This window comes from Actinomadura chibensis NBRC 106107 (genome assembly GCF_001552135.1).
Lineage (GTDB): Bacteria > Actinomycetota > Actinomycetes > Streptosporangiales > Streptosporangiaceae > Spirillospora > Spirillospora chibensis.
On record NZ_BCQP01000020.1, the window covers coordinates 34,252 to 48,489 of the forward strand.

The following is a 14,238-nucleotide window of genomic DNA, read 5'->3' on the forward strand; positions in this document are numbered from 1 at the left end:
GGTGGCCGACCCCGCCGGGGCGGCCGACCTCGTCGTCCCCGCGGTCACCGAGTGGACGATGGAGATGACGGACGCGGCCGACCTGCGTCCCGCGCCGCTGCCCGGGGCCGAGATGACGTTCACGCTCGCCCGGCGCCCGTCGGCGGACGTGAACCGCGCCCTGTACGCGGCGGTCGGCGCCCGCGTCTGCTGGACGGACCGCTTCCCCTGGACGCACGCCGACTGGCGCGCCTGGGTGGAGCGCCCCGAGCTGAGCACGTGGCTCGCGCTGGCCGAGGGGACGATCGCCGGGTTCTTCGAGATCGAGGCGCAGCCCGGCGGCGACACCGAGGTCTGCCTCGTCGGCCTCACGCCCCCGTTCGTCGGCCGGGGCTGCGGCGGGTACCTCGTCGAGCAGTGCGCCCGGCGGGCCTGGCGGCGCGGGACGCTGTGGGCCGCGGGGACCGGGCCCGCCTCGCGGGTGTGGCTGCGCACGAGCAGCCTCGACCACCCGAACGCGCTCGCCAATTACCGGCGCCGTGGCTTTAGGGTGGCGGCGGAGGCCACCGCGCCGAAGCCCGTCCCGGACCCGCGGGTCGCGCCCTGGCCGCTGCCGCACGACCCGCGCCGCGCGGCGCGCGGACCGGCGGCCGCCCGGCGCGAGGAGGAGGAGTTGATCACGTGACCTGGTTCCGCTGCCCCGAGAGCCGCCCGTGGGCCCCGCTGCGGCTGTTCTGCCTGCCGCACGCGGGCGGGTCCGCGGTGTTCTACCGGCCGTGGGCGAAGGCGGTCGGCCCGGGCCTTGAGGTGCGGGCCGTCCAGTACCCGGGACGCGCCGACCGGCTGGCGGACGACCTCGTGTCCGACGCGCACCAGCTCGCGCGCATGGTCGCCGGGGCGATGGCCCCGCTGATGGACCGCCCGGCCGCGCTGTTCGGGCACAGCATGGGCGCGATCCTGGCGTACGAGGTGGCGCGGCTGCTGCAGGAGCGGGGCGTCCCGCCGGTGCACCTGTTCGTGTCCGGGGCCCGCCCGCCGCACGACCGCCACGTCGACGGCGTCGCGGCGCGCGACGACGACGGCGTGGTCGCGGAGATGGTGCGGCTCGGCGGCACCGACGCCGAGGCGCTGCAGGACCCGGAGCTGCGCGAGATCGTGCTGCCCTACGTCCGCAACGACTTCACGCTGATCGAGAACTACGCCGAGCGGCCGGGGCCGCGGCTCGGCGTCCCGGTCACCGCGATCATCGGGGACGCCGACCCGCAGGTGTCGGCGCGGCAGGCCGCCGGATGGGCGCGGGCCACGGACGGCCCGTTCGCGCTGCGCGTCCTGCCGGGCGACCACTTCTACCTGGCGGACCGGCAGCCGGAGGTCGTCGCCGAGGTGCTCCGCACGCTCGAGGTCCTCGCCGCGCCCTGACCGCCCGGTGCGGAGGAGAACGCGGCGGGCCGCCCCGAGGGAGTCCACGAAAGGGGCGGCCCGCCTTGTCCCGGTGTCACCAGGTCAGTAGATCGACACCCCGTACACCTGCATGGGCTCGGTGACGGGCTGGAAGTACGTCGTCCCGCCCGAGCTGCAGTTGCCGCTGCCGCCCGAGGTCAGGCCGAGCGCGGTCGACCCGGCGAACAGCGAGCCGCCGCTGTCGCCCGGCTCGGCGCACACGTTGGTGCGGATCAGGCCGCTGACGCTGCCCTCCTGGTAGTTCACCGTCGCGTTCAGCTGGTTGACCGAGCCGCCGTGCACCTGGGTGGTGCTGCCGCTGCGCTGCACCTGCTGGCCGACGGTGGCGTTCCCGGCGGAGGTGATGTCACGGCTGCCCTGGCCGTAGAGGCTCACGGCGCCCTGCGTGTCGGCGGGCGTCGAGGTGTACTTGACGAGCCCGTAGTCGTTGCCGGGGAAGCTGCTCCCGGCGGTGGAGCCGAGCGTCCGGCCCGAGCTGTCGGTCCAGGTCGAGCCGATGTTCGTGCAGTGCCCGGCGGTGATGAAGTAGTACTCGTTTCCCTTCTTGACGTTGAAGCCCAGCGAGCAGCGCGACCCGCCGGTCTTGATGGCCTCGCCGCCGAGCGTGAACTTGCGGAACGCTCCCGCGACGTGCTCGACGCGGAGCGCGGAGCCCTGCTTGGCCGCGGCGGCCTTGACCTTCGCGAGCTTGGCGCCGGTGACCGTGTCGTCCACGGACAGGACGACCTGGTTGCTCGCCGGGTCCACGGCCCACGCCGTGCCCGGGACGGTCGCGTCGTGCTTCAGCGCGTCCATGACCTTGGTCAGGTAGGAGCCGCTGCGGCCGACGGTCTGGGGGACGGCGCCCGCCGCGCGGACGGTCCGCGCGGCCTCGGCGTCGGTGACCGTGACGACCAGCTTGCCGCCCTTCAGGTAGGAGCCCGCGGTGCGGGCGCCGAGCCGGTGGGCGAGCGCCGTCGACACCTCGCCGGGAGCGGGCAGGGCGGCGACGGGCGCGGTGCGGGTCGCGGACGCGCTGGGAGCGGTGGCGAGGGTCGCGGCCACCAGCCCGGCGGACGCCGTGGTGACGGCGGCGACGAGCACGCGCCTTTGACGTTTCTTCACTTGTGCCTCCACGGGGGGTTGGGCGCACCCGTCTGGTGCACCGGAGGTGCTCGACATGGTGTGTGAACGGTCAAGGAACACGTAAGACGCAGAAAGTGACCAATTCAGGACGGAGGGCTTGTCACCCTGGTATTGGATCCGTGGTCAGCGCGCGGACACGCGCCGTCACCGGCCCGGTGGACCGTGCCTTCACCCGGCCCGCGCGGCGCCGGGGCGGCGACCCTTATTGGACGTCCCATTGAGTAGCGTCCCGCCGGGCGGCGGCGCGGGCGCGACCGGGGAGGCGGGCCCGGAATTGGGACTCTCCAGCCGCCTCACGGCGGGCGCTTCTGGTGGACCAATCGCCTCACCAGGCGCGATCACATCACCGGTTTCGGTCACGGGATGGTGACGACGGCGCGGTGATGACGTGAGAATGGTCCGGTGACGCTCCTTTTGACCCGTTCCGACCTAGAGACACTCCTCGATCCGTCCGAGTGTCTCGACGCCCTCCGCCGCGGCTTCGGCGCGGCGGAGGGCGCGTCCGCCGCCCGCCGGGTGATCGGCCGGCTGCCCGGCCAGGGCACCGCGACCGCGCTCCTGCCCGGCCTGGTGGCGGGCCTCCCCGCCTACACGGTGAAGGTGAACGCCAAGTTCCCGGGCAGCCGCCCGGCGCTGCGCGGCGTCGTCTGCCTGCACGACCTCGGCACCGGCGAGCTGCTCGCCCAGCTCGACTCGGCCACGGTGACCGCGTGGCGCACCGGCCTCGCCGCCGCGCTCGGGACGCACGCGCTGGCCCGCCGCGACGCCCGCTCCGTCGCGGTGATCGGCGCGGGCGCGCAGGCCGAGCTGGTCATGCTCGGCCTCTCCGAGCTGCGGGAGGTGGACGCCCTCACCGTCTGCGACCTGGACGCGGGCCGCGCCGCCGCGTTCGCCGACCGGCACGGCGCCCGGCTCGGCATCGCCGCCGAGGTCGCGGCCGACCCGCGCGACGCCGTCCGGGACGCGGGCGTCGTCGTCATGGCGACGTGGGCGCGCCGGCCGATCCTGCACGCCGCGGACGTGCCGCGCGGGACGCACCTCACCTCCCTCGGCGCCGACGAGCCCGGCAAGGCCGAGCTCGGCGCCGACCTGCTGGAGGGCGCCCGGGTGGTGGTCGACGACGTGCCGCTCGCGGTCGAGATGGGCGTCCTCGCCGAGGCGGGGCTGGACGTCAAGCACGCCGCCGGAACGCTCCGCGACGTGCTCTGCGGGCAGGTGCCCGGCCGGGTCAGGGGCGGCGAGATCACCGTGTACGCGCCCGTCGGCCTGCCCTGGCAGGACCTCGCGGTGAGTTGGGCCGCCTACCGGGCCGCCCGCGCCGCGGGAACCGGAACCGAGTTCGATTTCCTGTCCTGACGTCGTTGGACACGCCATTCCCCGGATTTGTATGCGACCAGATTCCGGTTTTCGTCCGGCCTTTGCAATGACGCCATGAATAGTGTTGACTCCACGCGGTAGGGAATCCCCCTGACTCGACGTCAAGGTGGTTCTATGAGTGATCATTTTCGTTCGGTGCGCAGTCCGGGGCAACCGGCCCGGTACACCGCCTTACTTTCATCTTCAGAATGGCGTTCGGCAATTACTCCGCCCGGTCACGCCGCCGTGGCGGAGCCGCCGAATGGCATTGCCAAGGAGACGAAGATGATTCGGATTCTCCTCGCCGAGCGGGCGCCCCTGCTCCGCGGTGGGCTCGTCGCCTTGTTGGAGAGGGTGTCCGACCTCGACGTCGTCGGCGCCGTCGGCTCGGGCGAGCAGGTCCTGCGGGCGGCGCGCATGCACCGGCCCGACGTCGCGCTGATCGACGTCGGCCTGCCCGGGCTGGACGGCTTCGCCGCGACGTGCGCGCTGGGGGAGGCCGTCCCGGAGTGCCGGACCGTGCTGATGGCGGGCCGGACCCGCGCCGGCGACCTGCGCCGCGCCGTGGCCGCGCGGGCGGCCGGCCTCGTGCTGAAGGACACCTCGCCGGGCGACCTGGTCGAGGCGATCCGGCGGGCCGCGGAGGGGGCGCGCGTCATCGACCCGGACATGGCGTTCACCGAGCTCGGATCCAGCGAGAGCCCGCTGACCGAGCGTGAGATGGAGGTGCTCGCGCTCGCCTCACGAGGAGCGTCCGCGGCGCAGATCGCCGAGGACCTCGTCCTCACGATCGGCACCGTCCGCAACCACCTCTCCCGCATCAACCGGAAGATCGGCGCGCAGAACCGGGTCCAGGCCATCCGGATGGCCGAGGACGCCGGATGGCTCTGAGCCGGAGCCGTCGCCGGAGCCGTCGGCCCAGCGGCCGCTGAGGTCGCGGTAGAGGGGGGACACGGCGGGCAGGTCCGCGTGCCGTCCGAGATGGGCGGACGTCCCGTCCAGCACGAGCACCCGGCGGGCCCGCGCGGCGGAGCTGATCCGGTGCGCGATGACGATCAGCGTGCCGGGACGGCGCGCGAACGCCTCCTCGGCCCGCGCCTCGGCGGCGGCGTCGAGCCGGTGCGCCGCCTCGTCCAGGATGACGACGGGCTGCGGCGCGAGGTAGGCGCGGCAGAGCGCGACCCGCTGCCGGTCCGCCTCGGTGAGCGCCGCCGGGTCGAGTTCGGCGTCCAGCCCGCCGAGGTCGCGGACGAACCCCGTCAGCCCGAGCTCGGCCACCGCCCGCGACACCCGCTCCGGCGACGCGTCCGGCGCGTAGTAGGTCAGGTTGGCGTGCAGCGTCCCGCCGAAGACGTACGCCTCCTGCGGGACGAGGACGCGGCGCGCCGGGTCGCCCGCCGGGCGCCCCTCCACCCGCACCTCGCCCGCGCCGGGCTCGGCGAGCCCCGCGATCAGCGCGGCGAGCGTCGACTTGCCGATCCCGCTCGGCCCGACGACGGCGAGGTGGTCGCCGCGCGGGACGACGAGGTCGAGGTCCTCGATCACCGGCCGGGCGCCCGCGCCGTAGGCGAACGACACCCCGCGCAGCTCGACCGCCGGGGCGTCCTCGACGTACCCGCCGGGCCCGGCGCGGACGGGCTCGTCCGGCGCGCTCGTCTCCAGGATGCGGCCGAGCGTCACCGCGAGCCGCAGCCCGCTGCCGCCCATGCCGTGCACGAGCGTCCGCAGCGCCGGCTGCAGCCCGTGCAGGACGTAGGCGAGCGCGCCGATCAGCGTCCCCGGCGTCGCGCCGCGCCGCAGCAGCCACGGCGCCGCCGCGAGGACGAGCAGCAGCGGCGTCCAGCCGCCGACCGCGAGCGCCAGCGCGCGGACCGCGGCGAACCGGGCGACCGCGCGGCCCGCCGCCGCCTGCGCCTCGACCGCCGCGCCCAGTTCGGCGCGCAGCGCGTCCTCGCCGCCGCAGGCGACCGCGTCGCGCAGGCCGGACGCGAGCGCGGTCGTCCGCGCCGCGACGTCCTCCTCGCCGACGACCAGGTCCCGCTGCCGGACGGCCGCCGCGCCGAACACCGCGCCGAACAGCAGCAGCCCGAGCACGAGCGGCGGCACCACCAGCAGGGCGACCTCGGGCATCAGCGTCAGCAGCCCGAGCAGCGCGGCCCCGGCGGTGAACAGGAACCCGCGGGCGATGACGAGCAGCCCGCCGAACGTGTCCCGGACGATCTCCACCTGGTGCGTCAGCCGGGCGACCGCGCCGGTGTCGGGACGCCCGCGCGTCGACCGGTACAGCGCCCCGCGCACCACCCGCCGGACGAGGTCGTCGCGGAACGGCTCCACGATCGCGGCGAGCGCCGGGTACAGGCGGCGGCTCCCGAACGCGCCCGCGACCGCCGCGACCGTCAGGACGCCGAGCCAGCCGACGGCCGCCGCCGTGCGGCCGGTGCGGAACGCGTCGGTCGCCTCGGCGACGGCCCGTCCGAACAGGGCGGTCGGCACGGCCTCGACCAGCGACCACGCGGCGGCCCTCGCCACGGCGCGCGGCCGGGCGCGGACCGCGTCGGCCGCCGTGCGGCGCAGCAGCCGCGCGGCGTCCCGCCTGCTCCTCATCCCGCACCTCTCATCCCGCACCTCTCATCCCGTGCCTCCGAAGAGCGCGCGGTAGTCCGGGTCGGTCCAGAGCGCGCGGTGGGGGGCGAGGGCGCGGAGCCGCCCGCCCTCCAGCCACGCGACGAGGTCGGCGCGGGCGGCGGTGGACGCCCGGTTCGTCACGATCAGCCGCGTGCGGTCGGCGAACCGCTCCAGCAGCGCGTCGGTGATCTGCAGCTCGGTGACGGTGTCGAGGCTGGACGTCGCGTCGTCCAGCACGAGCACCCGGCCCACGTGCGCGAACGCCCGGGCGAGGCCGAGCCGCTGGAGTTCGCCGCCGGACATCGGCGCGTCCGCGAGCGGCGTCGCGTACCCGCGCGGCAGCCGCCGGACGAAGTCGTCGGCCCGCGCCGCGCGCGCCGCCTCCCGCAGCCAGCCCTCGGGCGGCCGGGTCGGACCGAACGCGAGCGCGTCCAGGACCGTGCCGCCGAACAGCGCGGGCCGGGCGAAGGCGTAGCCGACCTCGCGGCGCAGCGCCTCCCGCGTGAGGCGGGGGAGGGGGACGCCGTCCAGCAGAACCTCACCCCGGTCCGGGTCGGCGAGCCGCCCGGCGAGCGCGGCGAGCTCCGACGCGCCGGAGCGCCCGGCGACCGCCACGGCCGCGCCGCCGGGGACCGTCAGGGTCAGCCCGGCGAGCGCCGTCCCGGACGCGACGTCGCGGAACTCCAGCTCGCCGGGGCCGGGCGGGAGGGCGTCCGCGCCGTGCGCCGGGACGGGCAGGGCGAGGACCTCCTCGGCGCGGGCCGCCCCCGCGCGGGCCCGGCCGAGCCGCAGCAGCTCCGTCAGCACCGGCCCGAACCCGGCGGCGAGCCCCGCGTACTGGACGGCCGCGACCAGCTCGCCGGTCGTGATCCGGCCCGCCGCGAGCTCGACCCCGGCGACCGCGACGGCCGCGATCTGGAGGAGCAGCAGGGCGAGCAGGCCGCGCGCCGCGACGCCGCCCTGCACCCGCCACATCGTCTCGCCCTCGGCGCGCAGCCCGGGCAGCGGCGCGAGGACGCGCCCGCACTCGCGGTCGGCGGTGCCGGCGGCGGCGATCGTCCGGGACCCGGCGAGCGCCTCGGCGAGGCGGCCCGCGATCGTCCCCTGGACGGTGAGGTAGCGGTGCGCGGTCTGGCCGATGTCCCGGACGAACGCGCGCAGCAGCAGCGCGACCGCCGGGAACGCGACCGCGATCGCCGCCGCGATCCGCCAGTCGAGCAGGCAGAGCGCGGCGAGCGCCCCGGCGGCGGGCAGCAGCCCGGCCGCGGCCTGCGGCGCGGCGGCGGGCGCGACCCCGGCCTCGGCGGCGCCGCCGACGACGCGTCCGGCCACGTCGCCGGGCGGGACGCGCAGCGCCGGGCCGACCGCGAGCAGGTGCCGGACGAGCGCGTGCCGCAGCCAGGCCGTCGCGCGGGCGGCGGCGCAGCCGGTCGCGAGCTCGGTCAGCACCTCCGCCGTCGCGGACAGGACGACGAGCGCGACGCACGGCCACACCGCGGCGGCGGCCGGGGCCCCGCCCGGCGGCGCCGCGTCGATCGCGCGGGCCACCGCGTACGGGAGCAGGACGGTCGCGCCCGCGTCGGCGAGGGCGGCCGCGCCGACGAGCGAGGTCCAGCCGCGGGCGCGGGCCGTGGCGCGCAGCAGGAGGCGGTCGGCGCCGGAGACGGCGGGAACGAGGTTCATGCGGGAAGGGGGTTCATGGGGTCTCCGAAAGGGGGCGGCCGTGGCCCCGCGTGGGGACCACGGCCGCTAGCACGATCGTCACAGGCAGATCGTGACACTGTGGGAGCTGTGGCAGAGCAGGCTCAGGCTGCTGTTGCCGCCGCCGCCGCCGTTCTCGCTCACCATCCCCTGAAGGTCGAGAAGCGCCATGTTCGTCACCTCCTTTCGGGCTGGATAGAGGTGGCCGCCGTGGGGGTTCCCACGGGGAGTCCGGTGTCCGCGCGGGGCTCCGCCCGCGCGGGGGCCTCCGACGCCGTCCGGAAGAACGGCAGGCCGGGGGGCGGCTCGTGCGGCGCCGTGGCGCGCAGAGCCGTGCCGAGCGCGAGCAGCACCCCGGCCGTGCCCGTCGCGAGGTCCATGGAGAGCCGGTACATGTGCTCGCCCGGCATCCCGAGCCCGCCGCCGTACGGGAGCGCGTGCCACGCCAGGTCGCGGACGTGGCCCGCCACCCTCGGGTCGTCCCGGTCGTGCCGGGCGAGGTAGAGGAGCATCCCGGCGCGCCCGCCGAACAGGCTCGGCTGCGCGTAGTACCGGGACATCGCCGCCGTCCTGACCTTCTCGCGGGCCCGCTCGAACTCCTCGTCCGCGCGGTGCCAGAGGTACTCGTCGAGGACGAGGCCGATCCCGACGCTGCCGCGGGCCAGGTAGGGCAGCACCCGGCTGCCCTGGTCGACGTGCAGCGCGCCGTTGTGGTCGGTGACGCAGCCCGCGAGGTCGCGGCGCAGCGCGGCGGCGGCGAGGTCGAGCAGGACGGCGTTGCCGGTCCGCTCGTAAAGCCGGACGAACATCAGCGCCGCTCCGGCGCCGCCGTGCATCAGGCCGGGACGCGGGGTCGGGCCGTCCGCCGCGCGGTTCGCGACGATCGTCGCGGCGCGGCCCGCCGCCTCGCGCAGCTCGGTCCGCCCGGTCACGGCGGCGAGGTCGTCCAGGGCGAGGGCGATGCCGGGCAGCCCGCCGTACAGGTCGTCGCCGAGGCGCTCCCACCGCTCGTTCAGGACGTGCCCGGCGGCGGTGAGCGCGTCGTCGCCGCGGCCGAGGCGGGCGAGCGTGTACGCCGCGCCCATCAGGCCGTCGTACAGGCCGATCCCGGTGCCGCGCCGGGGGTCGGCGGCGCGGGCGGCGAGCCAGTCCTCGTGCGCGGGGAAGCGGCCCGCGCCGGTCACGTCGAGCGCGTACAGGACGCCCGCGGCGCCGTGCGCGAGCCCGAGGGACGCGCCGTTGAACTGCTCGACGTCGCCGGGGAACAGCCGGTCGGCGCGGTCGGGGGTGGCGCTCGCGAGGATCGCGCGGGACAGCTCGTCCCGGGCGCGGGCCCAGCCGGGCGGGTCCGGGTCGAACACGGGCGCGGGCATCGCCGGGGCGCCCCGCGCGATGACCTCGACGGCCTCGTCCAGGAACTCGCGGGGGACGGGGAAGTTCGCGGCGACGAGGTCGGCGAGCTGCCGCGCCTTGCCGCGGTCGATGACGAACAGCGTGGTCAGCGGGACGAACAGGGCGAGCCGCAGGCACGCGAGGCTGTACTCGTCGACCTGCGTGCCGCGCCGGTCCGGCGGGGCGAGGAACGCCGGGTTGGCGAGCGTCTGCCGGCCCCCGGCGGACGCGGGCGCCGCCGTCTCGAAGTCGATCAGCGCGGCGGTGTCGTCCGGGCGGACCATGATGTTGAACATGTGCAGGTCGTTGAACACGACGCCGCGCTCGTGGATGGCGGCGACGACCCGCTCGACGCCCGCGTACACCCGCAGCGCCCATTCGGTGTAGTCGGCCGCCTTCTGGGGATCAGGGTCCGGATCGAGCATCGGATGGCGCTCGGCGAAGAACGTGTTGAGCGTGCGCCCCTCGATGAACTCCTGGACGAGGAAACTGTGCTCGCCGAGCGTGAACCAGTCGAGCGCGGCCGGGACGCCGTCGATTCCGTCGAGTTTCTTCAGGATGTCGCGCTCGCGTTCGATGCGCTTCACCGCGTCCGCTCCGTCGGCGGCGAGCCCGGCGTAGGGGCGGCCCTCTTTCAGGACGACCTTCCGGCCCGTCCGCGTGTCGGTCGCCTGGTAGACGCCGCCGCCGTTGGAGAAGTGGAGCGCCTTTTCGATGCGGTACGGAAGGTCGGTGGTCGTCGTCGCCCCGCGCGCTTTGAAATGCGGTTCGAGGCAGTCCGGGAGGGTGACCCATTCGGGGACGGTGAAGACCGGCTCGCGGCGGTCGGGGACCAGTTCGCCGTCGCCGTTCGCCAGCGCCGCGACGAGCCTGCCCTGCTCGTCCAGACATCGCCGCTCCGCGAACCCGCCGTACCGCACGTGCAGCGGGCCCTGGCCGATCCGCAGGTCACTGAGGATGTAGGGGCCGGGGAGGCCGTCCAGGCGGGCGCCGAGCTCGGCGAGCACGCGCTCCAGCTCGGCCTCGTCGGCGGGGTAGATGGTGACGAGCTTGCCGCTCGCCCCGCGCGGGGCGTACTTGGCGTTCCGCGTGCGGAGCGTGCCGGGGCCGCGCAGGTGCTTGAACTCGATGCCGTTGGTGACGCAGTAGTCGAAGCTCGCGTCCAGCGCCTTTTCGGCGTTTTCCGGACAGCCCGCGACGTGCACTTTCCAGCCCTGCAGGGGGGTACGGCTCTGCGCCGGAACGTAGACCACCCACTCGTCACCGAAAATCTGCTCCCAGCCTTCCGGAAGCTCACGTCGCGTGATTTCGAAGTCGGTTTGACGAGTGCGGGGAGGTGTGTCGTAGAACACCTTGTCCGCGAGGCAGTAAAGCTCGTACCCCTTGTCCACTGTCCTTTTCCCTTCCGTGTGCGCCGTTGTCGGCGCCGCACGCAGAAAAGATTCGCAGGAAAGGACGAAATGGGCCAGTCCCGGAAATAACGAATGGCCCGTGAAGATCTAACGGCTACCACCGTGCACCGATCACGCACCGGGCACGCTCCGTGACGCGGGCGGCCCCGGCCGGCGGCCCATGGCCGAGCCGCCGGTCACGGAAGAGGAATGTGTGCGCCGTTGACTCGCCGTGAGATCGGTCAGAGTCCGGCACGGTGCGCGACGGCCGCGGCCTGGGTGCGGCTCGTCACGTCCAGCTTCGCGAGGATGTTGGAGACGTGGACGCTCGCCGTCTTCGGGGAGATGAACAGCTTCGCCGCGATCTCCCGGTTGCCGAGGCCCTCGGCGACGAGCTTCAGCACCTCGCGCTCGCGCCCGGTCAGCGCCGCCAGCGGCCCGGACCCGGCGGCGGGCTCGCGCGCGCGTTCCGGCCCGAGCCGCGCCCGCGTCCCGAGGTCGCGCAGCGCGGCGAGCAGCGGCGCCGCGCCGAGCCGCGTCGCGGCGCGCAGGGCGCGCCGCCACTCGGCGGCGGCCGCGTCCCGGTCGCCGCGCTCGGCGAGCGCCTCGGCGAGCCGCCACCGCGACCGCGCCACCTCGTACACGAAGCCGCCGTCCGGGTCGCCGTAGGTGAACCGCTCGGTGGCCTCGCGCCACAGGTCGACGTCGAGGACGCCGTCGACCCGGCGGCGCTCGGCCTCGGCCCGCGCCAGCCACGCCTGCCCTTCGAGCCCGACCCAGGCGCGCGGCAGTCCCGCCTCGGTGAACGCGACCGCCCGCCGCGCCAGCCGGAGCAGCTCGTCCCCGGCCTCGGCCGCCCGCCGCGCCGCGTCGGCGTCGCCCGCCGCGCGGGCGCGGGCGGCGAGCTCGGCGTGCGCCCACAGCCCGGTCGCGGCGATCCGGACGACGCCGACGTCCGGCCCGGTCATCCCCGCGACGATGCGCCCGACGTGCTCGATCGCCCTCTCCGGGTCGTCGCGCCACAGGGCCTGCTCCGCGGCGAGGCCCCGCGCGATGTAGGTGACGAGGAGGTCCTCGTGCCACAGCGGCGCGATCCAGCGCAGCCGCTCGTCCGCCGCGGGCTCGCCCTTGGCGACCTCGACGAACAGCGCGTACGCCGACACCTGCGCCTCGTAGGGCCGGACGACCTGCACCGCGAACTCGTCGGCGAGCCGGTCCGCCTCCGCCCAGTCGCCGGTCGTGTAGTGGATCAGGTAGCGCAGGCACCGCATGACGATGCCGTACGCGCTCCAGCCGAGCCCGTTGTCCAGTGCGAACCGCACGCCCTCGTCGGCGGAGCGGGCCGCGCCCGCGAGGTCGCCCCGGTCGAACTTCGTCCGGGCGTGGTGGAACCGGGCGCGCATCGCCGCGTGCGGGCTGTCCCCGGCCGCGTCGGCGAGGTCGCGGGCCCGCGCGAACACCTCCGCCACGTCCGGGTCGGCCTCCCGCGACTCCCGGTACAGCCCGAGCGTGACGAGCAGGCCCGCCTCCGCGCCCGGCGCCCCCGCCGCGCGCGCCTCGGCGGCGGCCCGCTCCGCGAACTCCGGCAGCTCCCCGTCCGGGTCGCGGTAGAGCAGGGACCGGGCGTAGGTGGCGAGGGCCCAGGCGCGCTCGGGGGTGGGCGGATCGGCGTCCAGCATCGTCACCGCCTCCCGCGCGGTGTCCCGCGCCGCCTTGAGCTCGTCGATCTCGGCGAGGTAGGACGCGAGGTGCTCGCGGATCGCCGAGCGGAGCGCCCGGTCCGCGGGGACGACGGCGTCGGCCGCCTCCATCAGCCGCCGCAGCCGGTGCACGGCGCGGCGCGGCTCCCCGGCCCGCGCCGACTCCTGCGCGGCGGTCAGCGACAGCCGGAACCGGTCGGTGCCCGCGGCCGCCGCCGCGCCGGGGACGGCGTCCCACAGCTCCAGGGCCCGCTCGTAGTGCTCGAACGCCTCCGCGGGCGCGCCGAGCCGCGCCGCCTCCCGGCCCGCCCGCACGGACGCGGCGAACGCGGCGGGCAGGTCGTGCGCGGCGAGGCTGTGGTGCGCGAGCTCGGCGGCGGAGCCGCGCGTCCCGGCGGGCAGGTCGGCGAGGCGGCGGGCGAAGTCGGCGTGCAGCCGGGTCCGCTCGCCGGGCAGCAGGTCGGCGTAGACGGCCTCGCGCAGCAGCGCGTGCCGGAACGTGTAGCCCGTCCCGGACGGGACGAGCAGCTGGTGCGACACGACCTCGCGCAGCGCCTCGCCGACCGCGGCCTCGTCCAGCCCGGACACGCGGCGGACCAGCTCGTCGTCGACGCGGCGCCCGGCGACCGCCGCGACCCGCACCACCCGCTGCCCGGCGTCCGACAGCCGCTCGACGCGCGACAGCAGCAGGTCGGCGAGCCCGGACGGCAGCTCCGTCGGCCCGTCCCCGGCGGGGGAGGGGGAGTCGAGCCCGGCCGAGTACAGCTCGCCCGCGTAGAACGGGTTGCCCTCCGAGCGGACGTGGACCCGCTCGACGACGTCCGCCGTCACGGGCGCGGACCCGCGCGACAGCTCCGCCAGGTACTCGGCGGTCTCGCCGGGCCCGAACGGGCTGACCTCGACGCCGGTCACGTTCGGCAGCCGCAGCAGCTCCGCCACGACGGGCCGCAGCGGGTGCCGCCGGTGCAGGTCGTCCGACCGGTAGGTGCCGACGAGGCAGACCCGCTCGCGCTGCAGGACGCGGCACAGGAACGTCAGCAGGTGCCGGGTCGAGCGGTCGGCCCAGTGCAGGTCCTCCAGGACGAGCAGGACGGGCCGCTCCCGTCCGAGCTCCCCGAGCAGGCCGAGCACGGCGCCGAACAGCTGCTGCTGGCCGAGTTCGGCGACCGCGCCCGGGTCGCCGCCGCTGTCGGGCAGGAGGCGGCCGAGGATCGGGCGGGCGTCGAGCGCGGCCCGGACGGCGTCCGCCTCCGCCCCGCCCGCGTGCGCGGCGGTCCAGAGCGCGTCCGCGAGCGGCAGGTACGGCATGCTCTCGCCCAGCTCGGCGCACTGCCCGAGGAGGACGGCGGCGCCGCGCGCGCGGGCGGCGCGGCAGAGCGCGCCCACGAGGTGGCTCTTGCCGACCCCGGCGTCCCCGCTGACCAGCACGGCCCCGGCGCCGCCCGCGGCGGCCCGGTCCAGCGCGGCGGTCAGTTCCGCGAGCTCGGCCGTCCTGCCGATCAGCACCA

9 protein-coding genes and 1 pseudogene are annotated in these 14,238 nt (G+C 76.1%); 4 read left to right on the plus strand and 6 right to left on the minus strand.

The window, feature by feature from the left end:
- Nucleotide 1 precedes the first annotated feature (1 nt).
- Complete coding sequence (locus ACH01S_RS13260) at nt 2-664, plus strand: GNAT family N-acetyltransferase (RefSeq protein ID WP_246236972.1); 663 nt, start codon at nt 2-4, stop codon at nt 662-664.
- Nucleotides 661-1,398, plus strand: coding sequence for a thioesterase II family protein (locus ACH01S_RS13265; RefSeq protein ID WP_067890157.1), 738 nt, complete (start codon nt 661-663; stop codon nt 1,396-1,398). The genes ACH01S_RS13260 and ACH01S_RS13265 overlap by 4 nt, the downstream gene beginning before the upstream one ends.
- An 84-nt stretch (nt 1,399-1,482) precedes the next feature.
- Here ACH01S_RS13265 and ACH01S_RS13270 read toward each other — a convergent pair whose 3' ends face one another.
- Nucleotides 1,483-2,544 carry a S1 family peptidase gene (locus ACH01S_RS13270; protein ID WP_246236970.1) on the minus strand — a complete coding sequence of 354 codons (1,062 nt, stop codon included), beginning with the start codon at nt 2,542-2,544 and terminating at the stop codon, nt 1,483-1,485.
- A 423-nt stretch (nt 2,545-2,967) separates the two neighbouring features.
- Between ACH01S_RS13270 and ACH01S_RS13275 the strand changes: the two genes are divergently transcribed.
- Both ACH01S_RS13275 and ACH01S_RS42130 read left to right on the plus strand, forming a co-directional pair.
- Nucleotides 2,968-3,921, plus strand: coding sequence for an ornithine cyclodeaminase family protein (locus tag ACH01S_RS13275; RefSeq protein ID WP_067890163.1), 954 nt, complete (start codon nt 2,968-2,970; stop codon nt 3,919-3,921).
- Between the two features lie 285 nt (nt 3,922-4,206).
- Nucleotides 4,207-4,731, plus strand: a pseudogene (locus ACH01S_RS42130) (response regulator); the annotation flags it as partial.
- On the opposite strand, the gene ACH01S_RS13280 reads toward ACH01S_RS42130, so the two are convergent.
- The 5 genes from ACH01S_RS13280 to ACH01S_RS13295 form a co-directional block, all read right to left on the minus strand.
- The gene (locus ACH01S_RS13280; RefSeq protein WP_067890164.1) at nt 4,663-6,525 is read right to left on the minus strand and encodes an ATP-binding cassette domain-containing protein; all 1,863 of its coding nucleotides are present in this window, start codon (nt 6,523-6,525) and stop codon (nt 4,663-4,665) included. The pseudogene ACH01S_RS42130 and the gene ACH01S_RS13280 sit on opposite strands and share 69 nt — an antisense overlap.
- Nucleotides 6,526-6,549: 24 nt before the next feature.
- Nucleotides 6,550-8,229 carry an ATP-binding cassette domain-containing protein gene (locus ACH01S_RS13285; protein WP_067890165.1) on the minus strand — a complete coding sequence of 560 codons (1,680 nt, stop codon included), beginning with the start codon at nt 8,227-8,229 and terminating at the stop codon, nt 6,550-6,552.
- A gap of 78 nt (nt 8,230-8,307) precedes the next feature.
- Entirely contained in the window at nt 8,308-8,418 is a 111-nt protein-coding gene (locus tag ACH01S_RS43460; RefSeq protein ID WP_131732834.1) for a SapB/AmfS family lanthipeptide, read from the minus strand.
- Between the two features lie 5 nt (nt 8,419-8,423).
- Nucleotides 8,424-11,030 (minus strand): class III lanthionine synthetase LanKC, encoded by a 2,607-nt coding sequence (gene lanKC, locus ACH01S_RS13290; protein WP_067890170.1) that lies wholly within the window; start codon nt 11,028-11,030, stop codon nt 8,424-8,426.
- A 242-nt stretch (nt 11,031-11,272) separates the two neighbouring features.
- On the minus strand, nt 11,273-14,236 hold the full coding sequence (locus ACH01S_RS13295) for a helix-turn-helix transcriptional regulator (RefSeq protein ID WP_246236969.1): 2,964 nt from the start codon (nt 14,234-14,236) through the stop codon (nt 11,273-11,275).
- Between the last annotated feature and the right edge of the window lie 2 nt (nt 14,237-14,238).

Bases quoted from the DNA above. Each gene is read 5' to 3' on its own strand.
- ACH01S_RS13280 (WP_067890164.1), bottom strand. From the start codon at position 6,525: ATGAGGAGCAGGCGGGACGCCGCGCGGCTGCTGCGCCGCACGGCGGCC.
- ACH01S_RS13285 (WP_067890165.1), bottom strand. From the start codon at position 8,229: ATGAACCTCGTTCCCGCCGTCTCCGGCGCCGACCGCCTCCTGCTGCGC.
- ACH01S_RS43460 (WP_131732834.1), bottom strand. From the start codon at position 8,418: ATGGCGCTTCTCGACCTTCAGGGGATGGTGAGCGAGAACGGCGGCGGC.